We start from the raw sequence: 24,464 nt of genomic DNA on the forward strand, positions 1-24,464 counted from the left end.
AAACACTGTTTTGAGGTTGGAGATAAGACTGACGAAGTCAGTTACATATACCTACGGTAAGGCGACGCTGACGTGGTTTGAAGAGATTTTCGAAGAGTATTAAAAGATCAAACGCAAGACTGCAATTAAGACCACTCCAAAGAGAACTGTTCCGACTAGATTGCGGTAGCGAAAGGCTACCCAAGCCGTTGGAAAGACTGCTAAGAAGTCCAGCCATTTGATTTGAGGAAGGCTGCCAACCTTGCCTGTCACTACGCTTGAAAGAATCAAGGCAAAGATAATAGAAACGGGCAAGAACTTCAAAAAACGCTCAACGATTGCAGGCAAGCCCTTATACTTGACCAAGATGAAGGGAATCATACGGGGAATCCACGTCACCAAGCCAGAGAAAATAACTGCTAATAAAAGATACTTACTGACCATCTAAAACCACCCCCATGCTACAACCAAGTAGCGTCGCAAACAGAACAGCTAGTGACTGAGACACCACTGTCAAGAGTAAAAAGAAGGATACCGCAACAACTGCTAGGATAATCAGCAGATTGCGGACGGGAATTCGTCTTTGCATAATCTGGAATTGCGAAGCAAAAATGCCGATAAACATCCCAACCAAGGCAAAATCTAAACCAAAGATTTCTGGATTTGGCAACAGGCCACCTAGAGCCGTTCCGACCACTGTTCCCACAAACCAAGCCACATAGCTGTTGAGATTGTTTCCGTGCATCCACATAGGATTGACCTTGTCTGCATGGGCTAATTCGCCCATCAAAACGCCATAGGTCTCATCTGTCAAGATACTAGACATACCGATATTGTGCCAAAGACTGGTATGACGGAAATAAGTCGACGCATGCAAACTCAACAAAAAGAGACGCAAATTGATTAGAAAAACCGTCATAGCAATAGCTGCCACAGGAGCTTGAACCGCAATCAGTGCCAACATGGCAAACTGGGCACTCCCGGCATAAACAAAGAGGCTCATCAAGCCCATCTCAACAGGTGTCACATAGGGCGCACCAATAATCCCACAGGCCAATCCGATACTGACATAACCAAGGGCCGTTGGCATAGCTGCCTGCGCTCCCTCCCAAAATCCTTTTTCTTTCATCTTTCTCCTCATATGTCTTAATAAATGGGCTGAATCAGTTCCAGCCACAGCATGGACTATTATAACACATTCAGGAAAGAGAAAAAAGTCTGCTGATTGTAATCAGACAGACTCCATTTTATTCCAGTGTATCAAAAGCGAGGCTTGGTTTGGCATTGAAATCCAAGTCTTGCTCATATTCAGATTCATCCATTATGCGATACTCATGCCGTATTTTATAATGAATCATATTTTAAAAATACCAGACCACACTATTCCCTGCTTGTATTTAGCTTCTTTCTTTTGGACAAATTTTGCTAAATCCAACAACTCTGTCGGCGGTTCACCTTTAAAGTTCAATAATTCTTTAGAGACGGCAAATGAGAGACGTACAGCTAGCAAATCTTCACTACTACTAGAAAACTGTTTCGCTGTTTCTAGCAATTGCTTCCTAAATTCTTCCGTCAAGCTGATTTCTTTATTATTGTACAGGGAATGAATTAAAATTTGTAACTGACTCTGCTTTTCCATCGTTTACCTCATCTTATCTAGGACGCCAAGGACCATATTTAGCCCAACCATCCACCATAACATTTACAGTGTGTTCCAAATTAGAAATATATTGTACAGACTTCCATTTCTTAGTCTTTGTATTATAGTAAAAGTCGTAGGGTGCTGCTCTATATTTATAAACCCAATAATCCTCTGAGTTATCCACTAGATCATAAGTTAAGACAACAGTTCTATCTTGAATTCGGGCTCTGGACTCTACTTCTTCAACCGAAGGACTGTCAGCAAAGACAGTTGTTGTGTTCAATGCTACTGTATTTACGAAAACAAAGCCAGCTAGAATAATTCCCGTTTTTAGTAAAAATTTAACTCTCATATTAGTTGCACCTTTCTAATAAGTAATTTGACGTAAATATAAACTATCATTTCCAATATCAATAGTAAGATTGCACTTTGATTGTAGGAAAATCTTTCTTCATTTGTAAACCACTTCTGCTACCTAGGATTTGCTTCAAGTGCTTTACAAGTACAGTATAACACGAAAATTGGCTTATTTTAAAAAATCGCATATTTGATATTTTTTCTTATAGAAATTTCAGATTTGCGATTTTGGTGGATTTGATTATTTCCCTGGTATAATAAAGTTACTACTAACAAGGAGGGATATAATGATGAAAAAAAGAAAAATCCAACTGATACTCCTGCTTATTTCGGAGTGGGTTATCGTCTTCCCGTTTCTAATCAATCGATAAGTTCTTTGTATTGCTGAAAACGCAATTCGAATAGAGCTGTTAATTGTGGATTTTCTAATACTTGCAGAGATTGGATAAAGTGTTCAATCTCTTTTTGATTGCTTCCTTTAGTTTGAAGAAAGACACTCATTTTCTTTAAAAATTGCCACGATACTTTCTCAAAAACATCGTACGGACGCAACATGCTCTCCAATTCGGCTTCGAAGATTGGGATGTATGAGAAAAGTTTTCGCTCCATGAGCTCTGATATAATATTCAGAAATCCACTTTTCATATACAGTCTATTATGTACCAACTCTTTAAATTCCTTGGATTTTTCAAGCAAAGAGGTTGATAAAAAGATTAGGTCTTGATTGCTCAAGAAGGGCATAGTATTGCAAAAAAGATAAAGTTCAAACCAAGTCCAAGACTCAATAGCATAGAGATAAGTAGTCAAAAACTCCCTATCCTCCTCTGTTAGCAGATAGCTCTTATTTAAGGAATGAATAGCATTTTTAATCACAATGGCATTCAAACAACGATAGCTCTCTGCCATCTGTCCTTGCTCGACTTCCTCCAACAGTTGCTCTAAGCCAGCTATATCTTGGTGGGCAAAGCGATCCACAACCCTCCTACCAATCTGCATATGTGGAGATTCTTGATAGTTATTGAGCTTATGACCAAACTCATCAAAATTCATATTGATCCCTTGGATGGCTAGGATCAACTTATCTGCAGATAGCATAGACTGCCCTAGTTCGAACTTGGATAGCTGAGAAGCTGTTAGTCCAGCACAAGCCACATCTGACTGTTTGAGCTTTCTAGCCAAGCGCAATTCCTTGTAAAATTCTCCCAATTCCATTCTCTCAATCATCTTGCCACCTCCTAGCTTTTGCATATTATATCATTATTTTTATAGTTTTGTCAAAATATTCTGACACTTTAAACAGTGAAAAAGCCAGCCTTAAGCTGACTCTTTATTCTATAGTATCAAAAGCGAGACTTGGTTTGGCATTGAGATCCAAGCCTGAGAAGTTTTCTTTGTTCCACTCACTGACGCTGGCATAGGCAATCATTCCTGCATTGTCTCCGCAGAGGCGCAGAGGTGGGATGATGACATTGACATCTGTGATTTCAGCCGCCAGGCGTTCTCTGAGACCTTTATTGGCTGCCACGCCACCTGCCACGACAAGGGTTTTAACAGGATATTTTTCCAAAGCCTTCTTGGTTTTAGCCATGAGAATATCCAGTACAGCTGCTTGGAAGGAAGCACACAAATCCTCTGTAGACAGACTTTCTCCCTTTTGCTCGGCATTGTGGTGAAGATTGATAAAGGCAGATTTCAAACCAGAGAATGAAAACTCCAGATTATCTTCCTTAATCATAGCACGAGGGAAATCATAAATATCCTGTCCCTGATGAGCTAGCTCGTCAATCTCACGACCGGCTGGATAGGTCAAGCCCATGACACGGCCGACCTTATCATAGGCCTCACCAACCGCGTCATCTCGCGTCTCCCCAACAATCTTGTAATCACCAGCCTCCGAAACATAAACCAACTCTGTGTGCCCACCGCTAACCAAGAGGGCTAGCAGGGGAAACTCCAAAGGCTCCACACTTTGAGCTGCCATGAGGTGACCAGCCATGTGGTTAACAGGGATAAGTGGAAGTCCATGTGCCCAAGCAAAGGCCTTAGCAGCTGACAAACCAACTAGCAAGGCTCCGACCAAGCCTGGTCCATAGGTAACAGCCACAGCTGTCACGTCCTCTTCGGTAATCCCTGCTTCTGTCAGTGCCTCCTCGATGCAGGCTGTAATGACCTCGACATGGTGACGACTGGCTACTTCAGGCACTACGCCCCCAAAACGTTTGTGACTCTCAATTTGACTAGCAATGACATTGGACAAGAGCTCATCGTCGTTTTTCAAGACGGCGATACTGGTCTCATCACAGGATGTCTCAAATGCTAAAATATATCTATCCTTCATCTATTTCTCTCTTCATGATGATGGCGTCCTCGACTGGATCATGGTAGTAGGCCTTTCGCTCAGCGATGACCGCCATCTTTTCTTTCTTGTAAAATGCTTGCGCTCGTTGATTTGACTTTCTGACTTCGAGGAAAATTTCCTTATCTGTCGGCAATTGAGCAAACAAGGCTGACGCAATTCCCTGACCCTGATAGGCTCCTTTAACAGCGATTTGCAGGACTTCTGCCTCAAAAAGATTCTCCTGAACAGCTAGAAAGCCAATCACTTCGGCCCCATCATAAGCCAAAGCATACCAAGTCTGGTCTTGAGCCAGGTCTGCTTGGATTTGTTCCAGCGTCCAAGGGCTGACTGGGTAAACAGCTGCCATGACAGCGTAGATGGCTTGAGCCAAGTCAGGTTGCTGTTGGATTCGTTTGATTTCTATCATAGACGTTTAATATAAGACTCGCCAGACTCGGTATGGTTCTTAAGCCAGTTTTCCTCAGCCTCAACACGTTTGAGATAATTCGGCACAAAGTCGTGCAAAGATTCTGCTTCCTTATCCCAAGCCCAAAGAGCAAGATTAGCTGCATTAGGCAAGGTTTCTTTGTAATTAGTCCTTGGCAAGTGTTCTTGAATCTGCTCAACAAAAGGGCCAACTTCTCCGACAAAGGTTACCTGACTAGCACCCTTGATTAGCTCAATCACTCTCTCAAAGGGCAGGTGTGCTTCTGGCATGACAGGTTTGGCATTTTCATAAAATCCTGCGTAAACATTGTTGCGACGCGCATCCATCAAAGGAACGAACAAGCCTTCTTGTTGGTAGGGCACCAGAGCCAAGAGACTAGACATACCAACTAACTCGATGTTCAGGGTATGAGCCAAAGTCTTGGCAGTTGCTACCGCAATTCGCAAGCCTGTGTAGCTACCTGGTCCCTCTGCCACCACGATTCGGTCCAAGTCCTTGGGAGTCCAGTCCAAACTTGCCATCAAAAAATCGATGGCAGGCATGAGGGTAATACTGTGATTTTTCTTAATATTAATCGTCGTCTCGGCAAGAACCTGCTTGTCCTCTAAAATAGCGAGAGAAAGAGCCTTGCTGGACGTATCAAAAGCTAATACTTTCATAACACATTCCTATCTTTTTGTCTGCTTACTATTATACTACAAAAGCTGGCACATGGGAATTTTCTTTGCCCCCAAACAAAAATGCCTATACTTAGCCCAAAAACAATTCGCAAATAAAATTCAAAAAAATGCTCACTTTTTCTTTTACTTTACGAATATAAAAGTGAACAAGAAAATTGAAAGGATCTCCGTAAAAAGTTTGGTAAGTCATGCTAGATAAAAGACATATTTTTAGAAGGATAAATTTTATCTTCTTCATCTCTTACAGTTTGCTAAGCATTCTCAATGATTTAAACATTACTACTATCCCTTTACCATTCGATTTATCTGTTTGTATTGTTTTATTTTTATGCTTCAACTCTATTTTTGAGCAGAACAATGATTACCATAAAAATAATAAGCTCTGAAAATTCCATTGTCATGTCATTTTTAAAAAATACAAAAACCGCCTCATCTTGATAGATGGGGTGGGATTTTCGTGTCGTAAATCTACTATCTCTATATCCCCAAACAAAAAGCCCCAGCATGAGCAGGGCATCTAAGCATTTAATCCAAAGTAAAATACAAACCAAACGACATAGGTTACGAGGAGGAGAAAAAGCGAATAGAGAGTCACAAAGGTAATCTTCCACAAGAACTTGGTTTGTCGTCGTTCCAGTTTGGCAAATAGAAGATTCCCTCCATAAACACAAGCAATAAAAACGATAAAAGCTACCACGCGAACTCCGATAGCAAAAGCAAATAAGTTATACATAGGGCAACCTCCTTGACTTAAAATCTATATGAAATTAGGACAAGCAATAAATTTCACTTCCGTTATCAATATAACACATTTTCTTTATTTTTGCAAGCGCTTACCAAAGAAATCGTCCTGTGACTTTCTCGTTTCCGTCTTTTACTAATTTTTCATTTTGTGGTATAATTGAAATAATTGTAACGAATCAAGGTCAATCTAGACACAAAATGGAATGAAATCAAGCAAATCTATGCTAAAAGTTTGGAATAAGCTGACCTGTAAAATAGAAAGGAACTATATGATTTACAAAGTTTTTTACCAAGAAACAAAAGAACGTAGCCCACGCCGTGAAACAACACGCGCACTATACCTAGACATCGATGCTAACTCAGAACTTGAGGGCCGTATCGCTGCTCGCCAACTTGTCGAAGAAAATCGCCCAGAGTACAATATCGAGTATATCGAACTCTTGTCTGACAAATTGCTAGATTACGAAAAAGAAACTGGCGCCTTCGAAATCACGGAGTTCTAATATGGCCTATACTCTTAAACCTGAAGAAGTCGGCGTTTTTGCCATCGGTGGTCTGGGAGAAATCGGGAAAAACACTTACGGGATTGAATACCAAGACGAGATTATTATCGTCGATGCTGGGATTAAATTCCCAGAAGATGACTTGCTAGGTATCGACTACGTCATTCCTGATTACTCATACATCGTGGACAATATCGACCGCGTCAAGGCTGTTTTGATTACCCACGGACACGAGGACCACATCGGTGGGATTCCATTCCTACTCAAGCAAGCAAATGTCCCGATCTACGCTGGACCACTTGCCTTGGCTTTGATTCGTGGGAAACTCGAAGAACATGGCCTCTTGCGCAACGCCAAACTTTACGAAATCAACCACAATACTGAGTTGACCTTTAAAAATCTCAAGGCAACTTTCTTTAGAACGACTCACTCCATTCCAGAGCCTTTGGGGATTGTCATTCATACTCCTCAAGGGAAAATTGTCTGTACGGGTGACTTCAAGTTTGACTTAACACCAGTTGGTGAACCAGCAGATTTGCACCGTATGGCAGCTCTTGGTGAAGACGGTGTACTCTGTCTCCTGTCTGACTCGACAAATGCAGAAATTCCAACCTTTACCAACTCTGAAAAAGTCGTTGGCCAGTCCATCATGAAGATTATCCAAGGCATAGAGGGACGTATCATCTTTGCATCCTTTGCCTCAAATATCTTCCGTCTCCAGCAAGCAACAGAAGCTGCTGTTAAGACTGGACGCAAGATTGCTGTCTTTGGTCGTTCTATGGAAAAGGCCATTGTCAACGGAATTGAGCTTGGCTACATCAAAGCTCCTAAGGGAACCTTTATCGAGCCAAATGAAATCAAAGACTACCCTGCAGGCGAGATTCTTATCCTCTGTACAGGTAGTCAGGGCGAGCCTATGGCAGCCCTCTCTCGTATCGCCAACGGAACCCACCGTCAGGTGCAACTCCAACCAGGCGATACGGTTATCTTCTCTTCTAGTCCAATCCCTGGAAATACGACTAGCGTCAACAAGCTGATCAACATCATTTCTGAAGCTGGTGTCGAAGTTATCCACGGTAAGGTTAACAATATCCATACATCTGGACACGGTGGCCAGCAAGAGCAAAAACTCATGCTCCGCTTGATTAAGCCAAAATACTTCATGCCTGTCCACGGTGAATACCGCATGCAAAAAGTCCACGCTGGACTAGCGGTAGATACTGGTGTTGAGAAGGACAATATCTTTATCATGAGCAATGGTGATGTGCTTGCCCTTACTGCTGACTCAGCTCGTATTGCAGGTCATTTCAACGCCCAAGATATCTATGTCGATGGAAATCGTATCGGTGAAATCGGTGCTGCTGTCCTCAAAGATCGTCGTGATCTATCTGAAGACGGTGTCGTTCTGGCAGTCGCAACTGTTGACTTCAAATCACAGATGATTCTATCTGGTCCAGACATCCTCAGCCGAGGCTTTGTCTACATGAGAGAATCTGGCGACTTGATTCGCCAAAGCCAGCGAATCCTCTTCAATGCCATTCGTATCGCACTGAAAAATAAGGATGCTAGCGTTCAATCTGTCAATGGTGCCATTGTCAACGCTATTCGCCCCTTCCTCTATGAAAATACAGAACGTGAACCAATCATCATCCCTATGATCCTCACACCAGATGAAGAATAAAGCAAGAAAACAGCCCCGACGGAGCTGTTTTTCTCTATGCTTTCTTTTCTTGATTTTTAGAAATACTACGATTTTTACCTTCCAGATACACCATCAAAATAGAAATATCTGCTGGGTTTACTCCCGAAATACGGCTGGCTTGACCGATGGTTTCTGGATTGATGAGTTTGAACTTCTGACGAGCTTCTGTCGCGATAGAATCAATATCATCCCAGTCAATATTGGCTGGAATGCGTTTTTCTTCCATGCGTTTCATCTTGGCAACCTGATCCATGGCTTTAGAAATATAGCCTTCGTATTTGATTTCTGTTTCAATCAATTCGATAATCTTGTCATCCAAGTCCTCTGCAGCTGGCCCGATGAAGGCCACCACATCTTGGTAAGACACTTCTGGACGGCGAAGGAATTCCTTGGCTGTCACTGCATCGGTCAACGGCTTGAAGCCCATCTCCTCAACCTTGGCATTGGTTTCCTTGACTGGCTTGAGTTTGATGCTGTCTAGGCGTTTCATCTCATTATCAAATTGATTTTTCTTGATTTCAAAGCGAGCCCAGCGTTCATCATCCACAAGTCCAATCTCACGCCCCATCTCTGTCAAACGCATATCGGCATTGTCATGACGGAGGATGAGGCGGTATTCAGCTCGACTGGTCAAGAGACGGTAGGGTTCAATGGTTCCCTTGGTCACCAAGTCATCAATCATAACCCCAATATAACCGTCACTACGCTTCAAAATCAACTCAGGCTTGCCTTGGACTTTCAAAGCCGCATTGATACCCGCGATAATCCCTTGGCCTGCTGCCTCTTCGTAACCTGACGTTCCATTTGTCTGACCAGCAGTGAAAAGTCCTGAGATTTTCTTGGTTTCCAGAGTTGCACGCAACTGATGAGGCAAGACCATATCATACTCAATGGCATAACCTGTTCGCATCATCTCTGCATTTTCCAAACCTTTGATGGAATGAACCAAGTCACGCTGGACATCCTCAGGCAGACTGGTTGAAAGTCCTTGAACATAGACTTCCTCAGTATTGCGCCCTTCTGGCTCAAGGAAGAGTTGGTGACGTTCCTTGTCTGCAAAGCGCACAATCTTGTCCTCAATCGATGGACAGTAACGAGGCCCCACTCCCTTGACCACACCTGTAAACATAGGCGCACGGTGGAGGTTGTTTTGGATAATCTCATGACTGGTACCATTGGTGTAGGTCAACCAGCATGGCACCTGGTCCTTGACATAGTCCTCATCACGTGAGGTATAAGAGAAGTGATTAGGCGCTTCGTCTCCTGGCTGAATCTCGGTCACGTCGTAGTTGATAGAAGAGGCCTTGACACGTGGAGGGGTTCCTGTCTTGAAACGACCGATTTCGAGGCCCAGTGCCTTGAGATTGTCAGCTAAGTTAATAGAAGCCAAGCTGTGGTTAGGACCTGATGAATACTTAAGGTCTCCAATGATAATTTCCCCACGGAGGGCCGTCCCTGTCGTCACGATAACAGACTTAGCAGAATACTCTTGATGGGTCGCTGTACGCACACCGACAACCTTGCCATCTTCAACCAAAATCTCATCAATCATGGTCTGACGAAGGGTCAGATTTTCTTGATTTTCAACTGTCTTGCGCATTTCCTTAGAGTAAAGTTCCTTATCAGCCTGCGCACGAAGGGCACGGACAGCTGGCCCCTTCCCTGTGTTGAGCATCTTCATCTGGATGTAAGTCTTGTCAATGGTTTTGGCCATCTCGCCACCGAGGGCATCGACTTCACGCACGACAATCCCCTTGGCAGAACCACCGATAGAGGGGTTACAAGGCATGAAAGCCAGCATTTCAATGTTGATGGTCGCAAGCAAGACCTTACAGCCCATACGGCTAGCAGCTAAGGAAGCCTCAACCCCAGCGTGTCCCGCACCAATTACAATAATATCGTATTCTTCAGTAAAATTATAAGTCATGTTTCTCTCCTATTCCTCAAGATGAATGTGTCTTAGTTGGCCGTCCCAATCTGGTAAGGCTGTTTTCAAAAAGGCTGGAACTAACTGGAAATCCTGAAGCTGGTCCAAGTCAATCCACTCACAGGGCTGCCTTTTCTCATCTTCCTGCATGGTCAATGGGGCATCTTCAAGCAAATCCACCAGATAATGAAACTCGATATTGTGATAGGAAACACCGTCCTGTTCAAAACGATTTTCAACCACAAAAGCTAGCTGCCCAGCTTGAGCTTTGACACCCAGTTCTTCCCTCACTTCACGGACTACCGCGTCTTCCGTGCTTTCATTGACTTGAATCGCACCGCCAATTGTGTAATACTTGCCCTTTTCTTTGGTAACTAGGAGCTTGCGATTTTGAAGAATCAAGGCTGTCGCCCGAACTCCAAAAACCGTATTGTCTACTTTTGTCCGAAAGTCTTGCTGAGTCATTTTTGTCCTTTCCTCTAAACGACACAAAAACAGTCAAAACTCCAAAGAAGTGCAGGACAAAAAAGCCTGCAACATCCATGAGCTTTGACCATCATTTCTATTGCTTTTATTATTGTAGCAAATTGAGAAAATTTGTCAATCTAAATGTACTGACAAACTTGTCCATCGCGGTAAGCATTGTCAATCAAACCACCACCGAGACACTCTTCGCCATCGTAAAAGACAACTGCCTGTCCTGGTGTAATCGCGCGTTGCGGTTCTGCAAATATAACCTCTGCCTTGTCTCCTTTGACATGTACTGTCACCTTAGAATCAGGCTGACGGTAGCGGAATTTAGCCGTACATTCGAGCGTAAACTCCTCTGGCATATCACGAGTAAAGTGGACCTGACTGGCTTCTAAGCTGGTTGACATAAGCGAGTCATGGTAGAAACCTTGGCCAACATAGAGGATATTCTTGCTTAGGTCTTTTCCGACAACGAACCAAGGCGCATTGTCACCGCCGTGTTGCCCACCGATACCGAGGCCACCACGCTGACCAATCGTATAGTACATAAGACCTGCATGCTCGCCCATATCGCGACCATCCACAGTCATCATGCGACCAGGCTGAGCTGGCAGGTAGTTGCTGAGAAAGTTTTTAAAGTTCTTTTCTCCGATAAAGCAAATCCCTGTCGAGTCTTTCTTCTTAGCAGTCGCAAGGCCTGCTTCTTCTGCGAGTCTGCGAACTTCAGGCTTTTCCAAATGTCCCAGTGGGAACATGGTTTTTTGAAGTTGTTCTTGCGAAAGCTGGCTAAGGAAATAGGTCTGATCCTTGCCATTGTCCACCCCACGAAGCATGTGAACGATGCCATCCTCATCACGCGCTACACGGGCATAATGCCCAGTCGCTACATAGTCTGCCCCCAAGGTCATGGCATAGTCCAAAAAGGCCTTAAACTTGATCTCCTTGTTGCACATAACATCTGGATTTGGCGTGCGCCCTGCACGGTATTCCGCTAGGAAATACTCAAAAACGCGGTCCCAGTACTCTTTTTCAAAATTGACAGAGTAGTAGGGAATGCCGATCTGGTCTGCTACCGCAGCCACATCCTTATAATCTTCGGTCGCCGTACAGACGCCGTTTTCATCTGTGTCATCCCAGTTCTTCATGAAGATACCGATCACATCGTAGCCCTGCTCCTTGAGCAAGAGAGCCGTCACCGACGAATCAACACCACCACTCATCCCCACGACAACACGTGTTTTAGAGCTATCACTCATGGTAAGTCTCCCATCTATTCGTTTATTCACGATTGAAGGTCGTGTGTGCTTCACGATTGAAGGTCGCTTGAGCAGTATTCATTATAACATGCTTGGTTAGAGAAGACAAGAAAGAGGCTGTCAATAGACCAACCTCTTATTCTGAACCTATCAATCTAGCACTTTCTAGCTTCATTCGCTCTCTTAGCGACTTCAATCTGGTATTTCACTTGGTCAAATCCTGTACCTCCCAAGGAATTTCGTCTTTGAACCGCAGTTTTAGGTTGCAAGTAGACATAGATATCCTCGGAAATAAGAGAATGATAGGTTTGCAATTCCTCCAAAGTCCAATCTTGAATATTTTTAGCAGACTTGATAGAGTCTAACACTAATCTTCCCACAACCTCATGAGCTTCTCTAAATGGCAAACCTTTCCCTGCCAAATAATCTGCCAACTCAGTCGCATTTGAAAAGTCCTTCTCTGTAGACTCTTGCATTTTTTCCTTGTTTACCTGCAAGCTGGATAACATACCTGCCAACACATCGAGGGAATTTAAAATCGTTTCGACCGTATCAAACATTCCTTCCTTATCCTCTTGCAAATCCTTATTATAAGCTAAGGGCAAGGACTTCATGACTGTCAATAGTCCAAACAGATTCCCATAAACTCTACCAGTCTTTCCTCGAATCAACTCAGCCATATCTGGATTTTTCTTTTGGGGCATAATAGAGGAACCTGTTGTAAACGTATCTGACAAGGTAATGAATTGGTACTCAAAGCTACACCAATTGATCATTTCTTCACAAAAACGGCTCATGTGCATCATGAGTATGCTGGCATTGGATAGAAATTCTAAGATAAAATCGCGGTCACTAACAGCATCCAAAGAATTTGTATAAGGTTGCTTAAACTCTAACAAATCGCTAGACAATTGGCGATCAATGGGGAAAGTCGTTCCTGCCAGAGCTGCCGCACCTAGAGGGCATAGGTCTGTATGCTTCTGGTTAAATTCAAAACGTTCACTGTCTCTCTGAAACATATTGTAGTAAGCCATCAGGTGGTGGGCAAAACTAATAGGCTGGGCATGTTGCAGATGGGTATAACCCGGCATGATCGTCTCCACATGATTTTCCGCCAAGTCTAATAAAACACCTTTGAGATGAGTCAGTTTATCTAGGACATGACCTAGTTGCTCCTTGAGATACAAGTGCATATCTGTCGCAACTTGGTCATTTCTAGAACGAGCCGTATGTAGCTTCCCTGCAAGGGGACCAATTTTTTCTGTCAGCAACACTTCCATATTCATATGAATATCTTCGTTTGCGATATCAAAGTCAAGTTGGCCTGCCTCTAGCTCTTCTAAGAGCTCTTTCAAACCTGCTTGAATCTTTTCTGACTCCTTCAAACTCAAAATGCCCGTCTGACCCAACATCTGAACGTGGGCTAAGGAACCAATCACATCAAATTTAGCTAATTTCTGGTCAAAAGATATACTCGCACCAAAGCGCTCTACCCAGTCTTCGACAGTACCTTCAAAGCGACCACCCCATAATTTTGTATTCTTAGCCATATCACATCCACCTCTCTATCCAATCGTCCTATTTGGCGCTTTTTTGAACCTCAGAATGAACCTTGGTTGGAAGTCCCCACAACTTAATAAAGCCAACAGCCGCATCTTGGTCAAAGGTATCCGCACTGGTATAAGTCGCCAAATTTTCATCGTAAAGTGAATTTGGTGATTTCCGAGCCACGACCTGAGCGCTCCCCTTATAGAGTTTAACTTTTGCAGTCCCATTGACAACTTTTTGAGTCTCTTTAATATAAGCAATCAAGGCTTGTGTAGCTGGACTAAACCACAAAGCATTATAAATGAGATTTGATAATTCATTTTCTATAATTGGTTTAAAATGAGCCACTTCTCTCACAAGCGTCAAGTCCTCAATTTCCTTATGAGCTGTCAGCAAGGTCACTGCCCCTGGGCATTCATAGATTTCTCTTGATTTAATCCCAACCAAACGATTTTCCACGTGATCAATCCGTCCGACCCCATGTTTCCCAGCTATTTCATTGAGTTTTTGAATCAAATCTGCCAATTTTAACCCTTCTCCATTGAGGGAAACAGGGACACCTTCACTAAACTCAATATCAATGTACTCTGGCGTATCTGGAGCTTGCTCTGGAGAAGATGTGATGCCAAAGGCTTCTTCTGGAGCCTGATTCCATGGATTTTCCAAAATACCACACTCATTGGCACGTCCCCAAAGATTTTGGTCGACAGAGTAGGGATTGTCAAGATCAGCAGGAACAGGTACTCCATTTTCCTTAGCATAATGAATTTCTTCCTCCCGAGACCATTTCCATTCACGAACTGGCGCAATCACTTTTAAATTGGGATCCAAGGCTGCAATCGATACTTCAAAACGTACTTGGTCATTCCCCTTACCTGTACAACCATGAGCAATTGTAGTCGCTCCTGTCTGATGCGCTATTTCAACCAATTTTTTAGAAATAAGAGGGCGGCTCAAGGCAGATACTAAGGGATACTTTTGTTCATAATAGGCATGTGACTGAAGAGCCACTAGCACATAATCTGTAGCAAATTCGTCCTTAACATCAATGACATAAGATTCTACTGCCCCAACCTTAAGAGCCTTATCATGGATGAAATCTAAGTCTTTCCCTTCACCCACATCCATACAAACTGCAACAACATCATAGTCTTTCTTTAGCCAGGTAATAGCAACTGATGTGTCTAAACCGCCAGAATAGGCCAAAATTACTTTTTCTTTACTCATGTTCTTTTCCTTCTTTCTATTTTTCAATGGATGCTTTAAAGGCATCCTCAATGAGTTTGTCTAATTCCCCAGACTCCTTCAACTTTTGAATGGTTTTATCGACCGCCTCTTTCAATTCCTTGCTATCTTTTTTCATGGCGACCGCGTAGGAATCATCTTGCTCTTTTTCAAAATTGAGGTCTGCGATTGCTAAATCAGGATTATTTTCCACAAATCCCTTGGCAACAGGTTCTTCAAAGATAACGGCATCCACTTGCCCTGACTTTAAATCTGTAATTAAATTCCCATTTTTAGGCAGAGATACGAGGGAAGAATTTTTAAGCAAATCTTTCGCCATCGTTTCTTGAATCGAACCTTTCTGCGCTCCGACCTTTTTCTGCGCTAAGTCGTTGACAGACTGATAAGTGGCTAAATCAGATTTTTTGACAATGAGCTTATTTTTTGAAGTATAGTAGGGAGTTGAAAAGTCGAACACCTTGCTCCGTTCATCTGTCTTAGAAACACCTGATATGGCAAGGTCAGCTTTTCCTGATTGAACACTAGCCAGTACATTGTCAAAACTCATGGGAGATAGTTCCAATTCGACACCTAGTTCTGTTGCGATAGCCTTGGCTAATTCGATATCTGAACCCACAATCTGATTTTTCCCATCAACCACTTTTTGGTATTCAAATGGAGCAAAATCTGGATTGAGGGCTACAACCAATTTTCCTTTGGACTTGATGGCTTCAATTCCAGCCGATTGATTGTTACTACAAGCAAATAGTAGGGGGAGCATCACTAAACCAAACATCGTCATCAACACCTTCTTCATCTTATTCATAACAAAACCTCCTTTATGTTTATTCTTTTTGGTTGTATAAATAATACTCCTATCCTCATCGTTTGTCAAGCCTAAATTGAAAAATTTTTCAATTTGAAACAAAAAAACCTAGAAATACTACATAAAAATGTCATTCCTAGGCGTATTTATGCTATTTCTCTCTGGAAAACATGAGTATTCAGTCAGTCAAAAGAAGCCGAACGAACTCATTTCCCCTCGCCCAATTCAATGATACGATGACATTGTTGGGCTACATAAGCATCGTGGGTCACAATAATAACTGTTTTCCCCTCGCGATTCATCTCTAAGAGAAACTTCAAGACCAAATCTCTATTTTCAGGATCCAGAGAACCTGTTGGTTCATCGGCTAAAATCAGCTGGCTGGGTTTTAAGATGGCTCTAGCAACTGCAATTCGTTGTTGTTCGCCACCAGACAACTCGGAGACCTTTTGATGCAAAGTAGCTGACAAACCTACTCTCTCTAAAATCTCTTCCACCTTTTTGAGCTTGTCTTTCTTGGACAATTTCACATATTTCAGCGCCAGCATGAGATTGTACTCGACCGTTTCATCATCAATCAGGGCAAAATTTTGAAACAGATAAGAGATATGTTCACGGATTATTGTTTGCGACTTGGCAGAATTGACCGCTAGATTTGTCTGACCAAAAATCTCATACTGTCCGCTATAATCACCATCTATCAAACCTAATAAATTTAACAAGGTCGACTTACCACTACCACTTTTTCCAACGATGGCAACCAAATCTCCCTGATCAATCCTGAGAGATAAGTTATCCAAAATCACTTTTCCCCCAATGGTTTTGGTAATATTTTTCAACTCAATCATAAGATGCCCCCTTTCAATAACTCTACTAGACTTCTTTTCTCCATCTTAGAAGCCAAGGCTAGCACAAATAGTATATCCAAACATGTAAAACCTGCAAACAGTAGAAGTGGCAAGAGCGCATGGGCAAAGAAAATCAAGATTAGAAGAGGCAGACTATAGCCCAGCAAGAGCAGAACGAGGAGAGGGCGGTAGCGATCGACCAGTTTCCACCCCATAAACTTCTTGGTAATAATATCCCTGCGCTTCAACAAGAAAGTTGTTACTAGTAAGAAGTAGGAAATCATCATGCTAAGGAGACCAAACAAAGCAAAGAGTAGGTTAAAATTCCGAACAGCATCTCGATAGGTATCAACTATCCCCTCTTGAATTGCTTGAATCGATGAAAATTTTAAATAATTTCCATCTGACAATTTCTCAACTAACTCTGTAATCTCTTTTTGATGTTGAACCGTATTTTCAATTTTAATCGGATTATTTAAGCCAGTTGTTGACAGGGAGGCTTTCTCATCCCACATCATATCAGAATCATTGACCAAGCTAATAATTGGATTGGAGAGATTTTCCTTTCGCTTATCACTATATGGGAAAAATGACCAATCTCCTTCATAATAGGCAATCTCGACATCCATCTCCTCTATCGTTCGTTTTTGCTGCTCTTCATACTTCATCGAATGAAAGGCAATTAACTTCCCCAAGAGCTGATTTTTATCTTCTTCACCTTTCGTACTTGCTGGCATCAAAATAACTTTTTTAATACCGGTATCTGGTAGCTTGAATCCCTTGCTCTTTAGAAAATTGCGATTGGCATAGTAAACATCCACCGTATCTGTTAACTGATATTGCTGAATCTGTTCTGATTGGACAAAATTTTTTACAGGAAGACTGCTACTCTGCACATAGCCCGCCTGCGTTTTTTCTACCAAATCCTGATAAAATCGATAGAAATAATCTGTAGATTTCCCTGACCCTGCTAGCTCTTCTTGCCACAGGTTATCATTGAGTTTGAAGGTTTCTAAGGTCAGGTAATTGCCTTGGCTTACCCACTGTTGCTGATAAGCAAGTTCTTTGTTTTCTTGTTCTAAACTTCTGCCCACCCCAATCAGTAAGGCCGTCAGTAAAATAGTTGTCCCTATTTTCATCACATAATTGAAGATGAGACCAAGTTTGACAGATGAAAAACCTTTCAACATGGAACTGACTGTCATTTTCTGAATCATCAGGTAGGTCAGCCAACTGATGAACAAATACAACTGTAAAAGCAGAAATTGGGATAAGAGTAAACTTGGGAACAAAAGTTTTGGTCTATAGTCCAGCACTAAAAATAGTCCCAAGTCAATGATAAGACTTCCACCCAAGAGAAGATAAAAATTAGTCTTTACAAAACCAGCTAAAATCGCTCTACTTTGAAAACCAAGTAACTTTTGAACCCCCACTCGTTTCATCTCCATCATCGGCTGATAAACTGTCATTAAAATCACAAGTAAGATTGCCAAGATAAAGATAATGATAGATAGCAACAAAGCTTGATTTAGCACTCCAACCTGACTTCGGTAAGTGGGTTCTAATAAAATCGTCTTATCTATCTGGAAAAAATCACTCCACTTTTGTAGAATGGTATCGCGATCTATCTCTTTGCTGGAGGTAATCATGTAGCGCCCATTTACAGTATGGGATTTATCCTCAATATAGGATTGGAAGGTCTGGAGTCGAATGAGTTTCACCTTTAAAAAGGTGGGAATGGTTCCTAGATTATTGGGAAGATCCTGGTTGCTGTAGACCCCCTTCTCATTCTTTGAAAAATCAAGAGAAGTCAGACCGAACTCCTGATAGGGGAAGGTTTCCTTATTAAAAACACCAGCCTTGACGGCTTCATCGCCATTATCTACTTTGATAATAGAGACCTTGTCTTGATTTGCAACCTCTTCAAAAAACTGGAGAATCGTTTCTGTCGGTTTAGTGACATCTTTCAAGTACAAGTCAAATGAATAGGTTGTCTTGCCCATCTCCTGAATCCGCACTATTTCACGTGTAACATTTACATTCAGGACAAAAAACGTAGTACACAGCAAGAGCAAGAGCATACAAAGATGACTGATTTTTTTCATAGAGATACCTCCCGTGAAGAGACGAAACTGGAAAAAAACTAACTTTCCAATAAAGCCACACAGTGATTCTCTCAGCTTAATTGTGTTCAAGGCTGAAAACACTGTGTGGTTTTTGAATGTTTAGAGGTTAGTTTTTTGAGCAATCGTCTATCAAAATGTCCGTTTATCTGTCAATAATCCGAGAAAATCTTGTCGTTTCAAGTCGGAGAAGTGTTTGGTAGAAAGACTTCCTTTTTGAAGTCCATCATCTCTAACCTGCAAATAATAGCTATGTTGGCTTGTTTTAATTGTCAAAAAATCGCCAAATATAAAAACTCTTTTCCAGTTGCGAATCTCAAATTCTTTCATCTCTGATTTTGGAATGCGGATAAGTCCTTGTCGCAAATCACGATGGTGCTCACTTGTGAAAGTCATCCCATTCCCAAGATTTCTTATCAGTAGTTCATCTGGAGTCACCATCACCAGCGCTATTTTAGTTAAGAAAATTTCCACTGTTGGTGGTAAAATCGCCAAATTAAACCAGGGATGTAGGTAGCGATAGGCTAAGAAATAATGAGGCTCCTCACCCAATCCTAGTTGTTTATATAAGGCCTTGACCTCACTATCTAACCTCGCTTCAAAAGACACATCCGAATGCGCTTCTTCCTTCTTCTGATTAAAATAACGCATCCAGACTAGAAAATATATAAAGACTATAATAAATATTCCTGATAAGAGATATTTTACATTGTAGTTCATCACTTAACCTCCTGATTCACTACTCCACTTAAAGCAGAGGCCTATTTATTTTGAAAATAGTTCCATCACAACTTTAAATAAGACGGGTGTCATTAAAATTAGGATAATTCCTATCACAAATATCATGACTACTCGAAAAAGTTCCTTATTTTTAAACATTTTTCCACCCCTTTTCTAGTTACATCATAGTACTCATTAACCCCATATTAAAATTACACCCAGCTTATTTTAATTTTCTTTTTTACTATTTCTGTTACTATGATACAATATTTTTAATTGGATTTTATTATTTGTTAACTTTTTTCACGAAAAGGAGAAAATTATGCGTTATGATTTCGGAAAGGTCTATAAAGAAATACGCGAGTCAAAAGGCTTGACCCAAGAAGAGGTCTGTGGAAATGTCCTCTCAAGAACTAGCCTATCAAAGATTGAAAGTGGCAAGGTAACTCCCAAATATGAAAACATGGAATTTCTTCTCCGGCAAATCAATATGAGTTTTGAAGAGTTTGACTACATCTGCCATCTCTATCAACCGAGCCAACGAACAGAAATCTTGCAAACTTATCTCAATATGACTTCTATCATTGACAGCAGTAGTCTAGTTAATTTTTTTGAAACATGCCAAGACTATCTCAAGACCCACCACGACCTGCCCATAGAAGAAATCAGAGATATGTTGGAAATTGTCATTCATATCCGTCAACATGGTACAGAGCAACTGTCAAACCAAGTGAAACAGACTGTCACAAAACTTTGGGAGAAAATTGAAAAACAAGATACATGGTATGAAAATGACCTAAAAATCCTCAATACCATCCTTTTCAGCTTTCCCATTGAACACCTCCATCTCATTACTGAAAAAATATTGCAACGCTTGGAAGTCTATAAAAACTATCAACATCTATATGAACTGCGAGTAGCAATCCTACTCAACCTTTCCACCATTTACTTATACCATCAAGACAAAAACATGTGTCAACAAATCTGCTATACTTTACTAGAGGATGCCAAGAAAAAGAAGCACTACGATAGGCTTGCTATCTGCTATGTCCGTATCGGAATTTGTAGGGATGATGCTAAATCTATCCAAAAAGGTTTCTCACTTCTAGAGCTGACCGAGGAAACTTCTATGCTGTCTCATCTCAAAAAAGAAGTGGAGAACTATTATCAACCAAAGGAAATATAAAAAGAGATTAGAAAAAACTAACTTCTAAATAAAACCACACTGTAACCCCAATCTTGAACATAATCAAGTTGAAAGGAATACCGTGTGGTTTTTAAATTTTTGAAGTTTCATAGGTCAGTTTGTTAGATAACGTTATAAGAAAATCCAGGCTCATCAATAGAACTCTTAATTTCCCTACGACTATCTGTTTACCTCTAATATATATTCTAATTTTCTTTAGTCAGTGCAACCTCTTTTTATTTTTTACTAAATTTTAAGTAGGTGTAAATAAATCCTGCACTTATAGCCAAAGTTGTCCACCATTTAAAATCAATATGTAAAATTGAAAAGATTACAAAACTGATGAACAGCGAGGTTAAAAGATAGACAATGATTAAAATTTTATTTTTCATAAGAATTACCATTCAAAATTTATTCTACCGTTACCAGGATATTTATCGTGATTATCCCAATAGTTAGCAATATGGTAGCCTGGGGATGTTAAATTTAAAGCATAATCTAACACTTTATCACTGATAATACCGCTTAATAAACCATATTTAAGTAATACTTTTTTCAATTGAGTTTTTGCTTCATGTTTTCCGACTTTAGTAATAGCTGCTGTAAGCCCTCCAACTCCTGCACCTAATAATGTTCCCAAAGCTACATCAAGCAAGGCTCCCATTTGGTCTACTGTAACTCCCTGCCATGCTGAACGAAACATTATAGGGCTTTCTCGAGGGATAGAATAATCACCAACTAGTTGTCTTTCTAATGCCTCACGAATAAATGATTCTGAAACTGTTGGGTGATTCTGTTTTACTTCTTCAATAAATAATTCTTTTTCTCGTTCAGACATTTGTTTTGGGGTAACTTGAGTAGTAGCTAAATGTTGATCCGTATTATGTTCATTGGCCAAGACTGTAACTGCAGGTAAATTACTAGAAACTACAGTGAATAATGTAGTAAAAAGAATTGTATGTTTGAACATTTTTTTCATGATGTTTTCCTCGCATTCTCTATATCTTCGACTGTTTCATAGAAACAGATAAATTCATTCATTTTCAAAAATCATAGCTCATTGGACTCACCTTCCTTCTATCTTATTTCATTTTAAACAACGGATTTACTCTTAACTAGGAGAATAGTACGCTCCTGTATCAATACCTTGAGCAACTAGAGTAGTACTAATAAAACTCCGACTATTACTCAGTAGAAATAGCACAACAATCAATACAGACAGCGTTTTCAAATATCCAAATTTTAATTTCCCCATCTCGTCACCTTCTTTCATCTATATTATTATTATAAAATAAAATACATCAATTGTCAAGGCTCCTGAAGCAAAATCAATATATTTTTTTAAAAAAGAATGATAGTTATATTCTACACATAAAAAAGATAGCTTCTGCTATCCTTATACATTCTCTGACTGCTTATCCATCAGATATTGTTCTACCTTGAGTGCCATAACTTCATTATTTTCAATTAGATAGAGCACCTTAGCTTTCATATAATAGTCCTTAGCAACAGAAATATCAAGATTTTCTGTTACATTTCCCAACAAACAATATAAATCTGCTAACCTAAAGCTACTATGATATTTGTTACAAAATTCAATTATCTCCAATAATAGGGCTCTGGACTTGTCCATCTCCTCCTGTTTCCAAAGGTGGTAACAATAATTGTATTTTATTTTGATATACAACTCAATTTGTTCACGCACACTGGTATCAATTTTTGAAAGGGCTACGGAAACCTGATCATATAGTTGTTCAAATTTCTCCTTATCCTCATCATAGCCTAAGAAAATCAGCAGGGTATTCAAAATATACAAATAATCCACTTTATCAATACTAATCCTACTGAGGATGTCCTCTATTTTTGAAATAGCTAGTTTTAATTGATGTTCACATTGATAGGTTAGAATAGCATCTATCCAGTCCAGATAAATCTTTTCATCAAAAGATAAGGAAGTCTGTTGCTTTCTTTCTCCCTCAAAAGCATATTTCAAAGAGGCATAATCTTGATTTTCCAACAATGTTTCAGACAACCTCTTAAAAGCAGACAAGCCTAGAAACTCTTTCGAAATTTCTCCTGAAAAGAAATAGTCCATATTTAAGCCCATTTTTTCAGATAATTTATATAACAAATCTGCTCCTGGCATATATTTGCCTTGTTCCATTCGACTTATCTGAGTTTGTTGGCAAATTCCTTCTGCCAATTCTTTTTGCGACCAGCCCAGCTCTTTTCGCTTATTTTTTAATCTTGTTGCTAATAATGCATGCATGCTAACCACCACTATTTATATTCTATAAAAACATTATACTACTTTTTTAAGAAAATTATGTCGTATTGTCTACAAAGAGTGAACAGACTTCTCAAAATGTAAGAAAAAAGAGCTATTCAAAGCTCTTCCCCTATTTCTTAATACCAGCCGTTGTTAAGCCAGAAGTTTTTAGCGGCTGTCCATGAACCGTAACGTCCTGCAACGTAGGCATCTGCTACACGTTCTTGGTTTTCAGCTGAGTAGTCACCGTTCAAGTATGAATCTGTCAATTGGTAACGTCCGATATAACGTCCGTTTGTAGCTGTGTAGCTACCGCCTGATTCTTTTTGAGCGATCCATTCTTTGGCTTCTACTTCAGATCCGCTTACAGTTGAAGCAACTGTTTCTTCTGCTACTGTTTCACTTACTACTGGAGTTTCTTCCTCTACCTCTGTAGTTTCTGCCACTGGAGCTGAAACAGCCTCATCTTGAGCTGCTGGTGCTTCATAAGTCGTTGAAGCTGGTGCTACTGGCGCTGCTGGACCGTCGATAACCAACTCTTGACCAACATAAATCAAATGAATGTTGTCAATGTGGTTGTTTTCTGCCAATTTCTCAACAGTTGTGTTGTGAGTTTCAGCGATTTCTGAAAGTGTATCACCTTCTTTAACAGTGTAAATTGATGATTCTTGAGCAGATACAAATGATGGAGCAAATACTGCAAACAAGGCAGCTACTCCTGCAAGAGTTGTTTTAATCTTTTTAGTTGTTGATTTCATATTCGAAAATTCTCCTTCTTTCTATAGTTCTATCATACCTTTTAAATATTACCGTTTCTTGACACTTTTATGTAGAAATATTACAAAATTATTTTTTATTTCCCTAAATAATGTGTTTTTTGTCATAAAAGATACTATTTTTATGCTATTTCAGGTATTAGAAAGGTTTTCATCCACAATTAAAGTCAAGACCTTTATTCTTTGATATAATAGAGATAAGAATTTTTATAAGGGGAAACTGATGAAATCACTTCGTTTTCAATCTGTCTTTGATATCATCGGACCAGTTATGATTGGCCCATCTAGTAGCCATACCGCTGGTGCTGTTCGTATTGGGAAGATTGTCTCTTCCATTTTTGATGATACTCCGACAGAAGTCGAATTCCAACTTTTTAACTCATTTGCCAAGACCTATCGTGGTCACGGAACAGACCTAGCCCTTGTTGCAGGTATTTTGGGCATGGATACAGACGATCCTGAAATCCCAAATAGTCTGGAGATTGCCCACAAGCGCGGCATCAAGATTGTCTGGACCATTCAGAAAGACAGCAATGCTCCGCATCCTAATACTACTAAAATTACCGTCAAAAATGCCCACAAGACCATCAGCGTGACTGGTATTTCTATCGGTGGAGGAAATATTCAGGTAACCGAACTCAATGGCTTTGCCGTCTCTCTCAATATGAATACACCGACTATCATCATTGTTCATCAAGATATTCCAGGTATGATTGCCCTCGTAACGGAGGCTCTTTCACGCTATGGTATCAATATCGCTCAGATGAATGTTACTCGTGAAAAAGCTGGTGAAAAAGCCATTATGATTATCGAAGTTGATAGTCGCAACTGTGATGAGGCTATCGAAGAAATTCGAAAAATCCCTCATCTCCACAATGTCAATTTCTTTAAATAGGA

At 40.6% G+C, this 24,464-nt stretch carries 25 protein-coding genes; 4 read left to right on the forward strand and 21 right to left on the reverse strand.

Annotated elements, in window-relative coordinates:
• Window positions 1-99 precede the first annotated feature (99 nt).
• The 9 genes from HT730_RS08590 to HT730_RS08630 all read right to left on the reverse strand — a co-directional run bounded on the left by HT730_RS08590 (window position 100) and on the right by HT730_RS08630 (window position 6,177).
• On the reverse strand, window positions 100-423 hold the full coding sequence (locus HT730_RS08590) for an AzlD domain-containing protein (protein WP_125415531.1): 324 nt from the start codon (window positions 421-423) through the stop codon (window positions 100-102).
• On the reverse strand, window positions 413-1,108 hold the full coding sequence (locus tag HT730_RS08595; RefSeq protein WP_078726049.1) for an AzlC family ABC transporter permease: 696 nt from the start codon (window positions 1,106-1,108) through the stop codon (window positions 413-415). Before HT730_RS08595 ends, HT730_RS08590 begins: the two co-directional genes overlap by 11 nt.
• Window positions 1,109-1,333: 225 nt before the next feature.
• Window positions 1,334-1,618 carry a bacteriocin immunity protein gene (locus HT730_RS08600; RefSeq protein ID WP_050242650.1) on the reverse strand — a complete coding sequence of 95 codons (285 nt, stop codon included), beginning with the start codon at window positions 1,616-1,618 and terminating at the stop codon, window positions 1,334-1,336.
• 13 nt (window positions 1,619-1,631) lie between these two features.
• Window positions 1,632-1,973, reverse strand: coding sequence for a hypothetical protein (locus HT730_RS08605; protein ID WP_050242651.1), 342 nt, complete (start codon window positions 1,971-1,973; stop codon window positions 1,632-1,634).
• A gap of 365 nt (window positions 1,974-2,338) precedes the next feature.
• On the reverse strand, window positions 2,339-3,202 hold the full coding sequence (locus tag HT730_RS08610; RefSeq protein ID WP_173307345.1) for an XRE/MutR family transcriptional regulator: 864 nt from the start codon (window positions 3,200-3,202) through the stop codon (window positions 2,339-2,341).
• Between the two features lie 103 nt (window positions 3,203-3,305).
• Complete coding sequence (tsaD, locus tag HT730_RS08615; protein WP_173307346.1) at window positions 3,306-4,316, reverse strand: tRNA (adenosine(37)-N6)-threonylcarbamoyltransferase complex transferase subunit TsaD; 1,011 nt, start codon at window positions 4,314-4,316, stop codon at window positions 3,306-3,308.
• The gene (rimI, locus tag HT730_RS08620) at window positions 4,306-4,743 is read right to left on the reverse strand and encodes a ribosomal protein S18-alanine N-acetyltransferase (protein WP_173307347.1); all 438 of its coding nucleotides are present in this window, start codon (window positions 4,741-4,743) and stop codon (window positions 4,306-4,308) included. Before rimI ends, tsaD begins: the two co-directional genes overlap by 11 nt.
• The gene (tsaB, locus tag HT730_RS08625) at window positions 4,740-5,423 is read right to left on the reverse strand and encodes a tRNA (adenosine(37)-N6)-threonylcarbamoyltransferase complex dimerization subunit type 1 TsaB (RefSeq protein ID WP_061438628.1); all 684 of its coding nucleotides are present in this window, start codon (window positions 5,421-5,423) and stop codon (window positions 4,740-4,742) included. The genes rimI and tsaB overlap by 4 nt, the downstream gene beginning before the upstream one ends.
• 538 nt (window positions 5,424-5,961) lie before the next feature.
• Window positions 5,962-6,177, reverse strand: coding sequence for a hypothetical protein (locus HT730_RS08630; protein ID WP_000282494.1), 216 nt, complete (start codon window positions 6,175-6,177; stop codon window positions 5,962-5,964).
• A 280-nt stretch (window positions 6,178-6,457) separates the two neighbouring features.
• On the opposite strand from HT730_RS08630, the gene HT730_RS08635 reads away from it, so the two are divergent.
• Window positions 6,458-6,691 carry a DNA-dependent RNA polymerase subunit epsilon gene (locus HT730_RS08635; protein ID WP_000639571.1) on the forward strand — a complete coding sequence of 78 codons (234 nt, stop codon included), beginning with the start codon at window positions 6,458-6,460 and terminating at the stop codon, window positions 6,689-6,691.
• 1 nt (window position 6,692) lies between these two features.
• Entirely contained in the window at window positions 6,693-8,372 is a 1,680-nt protein-coding gene (locus HT730_RS08640) for a ribonuclease J (RefSeq protein ID WP_143952736.1), read from the forward strand.
• Window positions 8,373-8,406: 34 nt separating this feature from the next.
• On the opposite strand, the gene mnmG is transcribed toward HT730_RS08640, so the two are convergent.
• The 9 genes from mnmG to HT730_RS08685 form a co-directional block, all read right to left on the reverse strand.
• A complete protein-coding gene (gene mnmG / locus HT730_RS08645) occupies window positions 8,407-10,320 on the reverse strand; it encodes a tRNA uridine-5-carboxymethylaminomethyl(34) synthesis enzyme MnmG (protein WP_173307348.1) in 1,914 nt (637 codons plus the stop codon).
• Window positions 10,321-10,329: 9 nt separating this feature from the next.
• Window positions 10,330-10,785, reverse strand: a complete 456-nt coding sequence (locus HT730_RS08650) for an NUDIX hydrolase (RefSeq protein WP_173307349.1) — start codon at window positions 10,783-10,785, stop codon at window positions 10,330-10,332.
• A 140-nt stretch (window positions 10,786-10,925) separates the two neighbouring features.
• Window positions 10,926-12,047 (reverse strand): tRNA 2-thiouridine(34) synthase MnmA, encoded by a 1,122-nt coding sequence (mnmA, locus tag HT730_RS08655; RefSeq protein WP_173307350.1) that lies wholly within the window; start codon window positions 12,045-12,047, stop codon window positions 10,926-10,928.
• A 155-nt stretch (window positions 12,048-12,202) separates the two neighbouring features.
• The gene (gene argH / locus HT730_RS08660; RefSeq protein ID WP_173307351.1) at window positions 12,203-13,597 is read right to left on the reverse strand and encodes an argininosuccinate lyase; all 1,395 of its coding nucleotides are present in this window, start codon (window positions 13,595-13,597) and stop codon (window positions 12,203-12,205) included.
• Between the two features lie 28 nt (window positions 13,598-13,625).
• Window positions 13,626-14,822 (reverse strand): argininosuccinate synthase, encoded by a 1,197-nt coding sequence (locus tag HT730_RS08665; protein WP_173307352.1) that lies wholly within the window; start codon window positions 14,820-14,822, stop codon window positions 13,626-13,628.
• Window positions 14,823-14,838: 16 nt separating this feature from the next.
• The gene (locus tag HT730_RS08670) at window positions 14,839-15,645 is read right to left on the reverse strand and encodes an ABC transporter substrate-binding protein (RefSeq protein ID WP_173307353.1); all 807 of its coding nucleotides are present in this window, start codon (window positions 15,643-15,645) and stop codon (window positions 14,839-14,841) included.
• Between the two features lie 206 nt (window positions 15,646-15,851).
• The gene (locus HT730_RS08675) at window positions 15,852-16,493 is read right to left on the reverse strand and encodes an ABC transporter ATP-binding protein (protein ID WP_173307354.1); all 642 of its coding nucleotides are present in this window, start codon (window positions 16,491-16,493) and stop codon (window positions 15,852-15,854) included.
• A complete protein-coding gene (locus HT730_RS08680; RefSeq protein WP_173307355.1) occupies window positions 16,490-18,598 on the reverse strand; it encodes a bacteriocin-associated integral membrane family protein in 2,109 nt (702 codons plus the stop codon). Before HT730_RS08680 ends, HT730_RS08675 begins: the two co-directional genes overlap by 4 nt.
• 150 nt (window positions 18,599-18,748) lie before the next feature.
• Window positions 18,749-19,336, reverse strand: coding sequence for a hypothetical protein (locus HT730_RS08685; RefSeq protein ID WP_173307356.1), 588 nt, complete (start codon window positions 19,334-19,336; stop codon window positions 18,749-18,751).
• Window positions 19,337-19,658: 322 nt separating this feature from the next.
• Between HT730_RS08685 and HT730_RS08690 the strand changes: the two genes are divergently transcribed.
• Entirely contained in the window at window positions 19,659-20,522 is an 864-nt protein-coding gene (locus HT730_RS08690) for a helix-turn-helix transcriptional regulator (protein ID WP_173307357.1), read from the forward strand.
• Between the two features lie 397 nt (window positions 20,523-20,919).
• Here the strand turns inward: HT730_RS08690 and HT730_RS08695 are convergent, their stop codons facing one another.
• The 3 genes from HT730_RS08695 to HT730_RS08705 form a co-directional block, all read right to left on the reverse strand.
• Window positions 20,920-21,501 carry a hypothetical protein gene (locus HT730_RS08695; RefSeq protein ID WP_050252532.1) on the reverse strand — a complete coding sequence of 194 codons (582 nt, stop codon included), beginning with the start codon at window positions 21,499-21,501 and terminating at the stop codon, window positions 20,920-20,922.
• Between the two features lie 417 nt (window positions 21,502-21,918).
• Window positions 21,919-22,791 (reverse strand): helix-turn-helix transcriptional regulator, encoded by an 873-nt coding sequence (locus tag HT730_RS08700; protein WP_173307358.1) that lies wholly within the window; start codon window positions 22,789-22,791, stop codon window positions 21,919-21,921.
• A 137-nt stretch (window positions 22,792-22,928) separates the two neighbouring features.
• Window positions 22,929-23,549 carry a LysM domain-containing protein gene (locus tag HT730_RS08705; protein ID WP_173307359.1) on the reverse strand — a complete coding sequence of 207 codons (621 nt, stop codon included), beginning with the start codon at window positions 23,547-23,549 and terminating at the stop codon, window positions 22,929-22,931.
• 241 nt (window positions 23,550-23,790) lie between these two features.
• On the opposite strand from HT730_RS08705, the gene sdaAB reads away from it, so the two are divergent.
• Window positions 23,791-24,462: an L-serine ammonia-lyase, iron-sulfur-dependent subunit beta gene (gene sdaAB, locus HT730_RS08710; protein WP_000838912.1), complete on the forward strand. Its 672-nt coding sequence runs from the start codon at window positions 23,791-23,793 to the stop codon at window positions 24,460-24,462.
• Window positions 24,463-24,464: the final 2 nt, after the last annotated feature.

Origin of the sequence: Streptococcus sp. k-628 (assembly GCF_013277475.1) — a bacterium.
GTDB lineage: Bacteria > Bacillota > Bacilli > Lactobacillales > Streptococcaceae > Streptococcus.

What these genes read in the sequence shown, in the direction of transcription:
- HT730_RS08590 (WP_125415531.1), bottom strand. Translation starts at nt 423, where the DNA reads ATGGTCAGTAAGTATCTTTTATTAGCAGTTATTTTCTCTGGCTTGGTG.
- rimI (WP_173307347.1), bottom strand. Translation starts at nt 4,743, where the DNA reads ATGATAGAAATCAAACGAATCCAACAGCAACCTGACTTGGCTCAAGCC.
- HT730_RS08650 (WP_173307349.1), bottom strand. Translation starts at nt 10,785, where the DNA reads ATGACTCAGCAAGACTTTCGGACAAAAGTAGACAATACGGTTTTTGGA.
- HT730_RS08665 (WP_173307352.1), bottom strand. Translation starts at nt 14,822, where the DNA reads ATGAGTAAAGAAAAAGTAATTTTGGCCTATTCTGGCGGTTTAGACACA.
- HT730_RS08610 (WP_173307345.1), bottom strand. Translation starts at nt 3,202, where the DNA reads ATGATTGAGAGAATGGAATTGGGAGAATTTTACAAGGAATTGCGCTTG.
- HT730_RS08605 (WP_050242651.1), bottom strand. Translation starts at nt 1,973, where the DNA reads ATGAGAGTTAAATTTTTACTAAAAACGGGAATTATTCTAGCTGGCTTT.
- argH (WP_173307351.1), bottom strand. Translation starts at nt 13,597, where the DNA reads ATGGCTAAGAATACAAAATTATGGGGTGGTCGCTTTGAAGGTACTGTC.
- tsaD (WP_173307346.1), bottom strand. Translation starts at nt 4,316, where the DNA reads ATGAAGGATAGATATATTTTAGCATTTGAGACATCCTGTGATGAGACC.
- HT730_RS08640 (WP_143952736.1), top strand. Translation starts at nt 6,693, where the DNA reads ATGGCCTATACTCTTAAACCTGAAGAAGTCGGCGTTTTTGCCATCGGT.
- HT730_RS08685 (WP_173307356.1), bottom strand. Translation starts at nt 19,336, where the DNA reads ATGAACTACAATGTAAAATATCTCTTATCAGGAATATTTATTATAGTC.
- HT730_RS08670 (WP_173307353.1), bottom strand. Translation starts at nt 15,645, where the DNA reads ATGAATAAGATGAAGAAGGTGTTGATGACGATGTTTGGTTTAGTGATG.
- HT730_RS08705 (WP_173307359.1), bottom strand. Translation starts at nt 23,549, where the DNA reads ATGAAATCAACAACTAAAAAGATTAAAACAACTCTTGCAGGAGTAGCT.
- HT730_RS08675 (WP_173307354.1), bottom strand. Translation starts at nt 16,493, where the DNA reads ATGATTGAGTTGAAAAATATTACCAAAACCATTGGGGGAAAAGTGATT.
- HT730_RS08595 (WP_078726049.1), bottom strand. Translation starts at nt 1,108, where the DNA reads ATGAAAGAAAAAGGATTTTGGGAGGGAGCGCAGGCAGCTATGCCAACG.
- HT730_RS08690 (WP_173307357.1), top strand. Translation starts at nt 19,659, where the DNA reads ATGCGTTATGATTTCGGAAAGGTCTATAAAGAAATACGCGAGTCAAAA.
- tsaB (WP_061438628.1), bottom strand. Translation starts at nt 5,423, where the DNA reads ATGAAAGTATTAGCTTTTGATACGTCCAGCAAGGCTCTTTCTCTCGCT.
- HT730_RS08700 (WP_173307358.1), bottom strand. Translation starts at nt 22,791, where the DNA reads ATGCATGCATTATTAGCAACAAGATTAAAAAATAAGCGAAAAGAGCTG.
- sdaAB (WP_000838912.1), top strand. Translation starts at nt 23,791, where the DNA reads ATGAAATCACTTCGTTTTCAATCTGTCTTTGATATCATCGGACCAGTT.
- mnmG (WP_173307348.1), bottom strand. Translation starts at nt 10,320, where the DNA reads ATGACTTATAATTTTACTGAAGAATACGATATTATTGTAATTGGTGCG.
- HT730_RS08695 (WP_050252532.1), bottom strand. Translation starts at nt 21,501, where the DNA reads ATGAAAAAAATGTTCAAACATACAATTCTTTTTACTACATTATTCACT.
- HT730_RS08630 (WP_000282494.1), bottom strand. Translation starts at nt 6,177, where the DNA reads ATGTATAACTTATTTGCTTTTGCTATCGGAGTTCGCGTGGTAGCTTTT.
- mnmA (WP_173307350.1), bottom strand. Translation starts at nt 12,047, where the DNA reads ATGAGTGATAGCTCTAAAACACGTGTTGTCGTGGGGATGAGTGGTGGT.
- HT730_RS08635 (WP_000639571.1), top strand. Translation starts at nt 6,458, where the DNA reads ATGATTTACAAAGTTTTTTACCAAGAAACAAAAGAACGTAGCCCACGC.
- HT730_RS08680 (WP_173307355.1), bottom strand. Translation starts at nt 18,598, where the DNA reads ATGAAAAAAATCAGTCATCTTTGTATGCTCTTGCTCTTGCTGTGTACT.
- HT730_RS08600 (WP_050242650.1), bottom strand. Translation starts at nt 1,618, where the DNA reads ATGGAAAAGCAGAGTCAGTTACAAATTTTAATTCATTCCCTGTACAAT.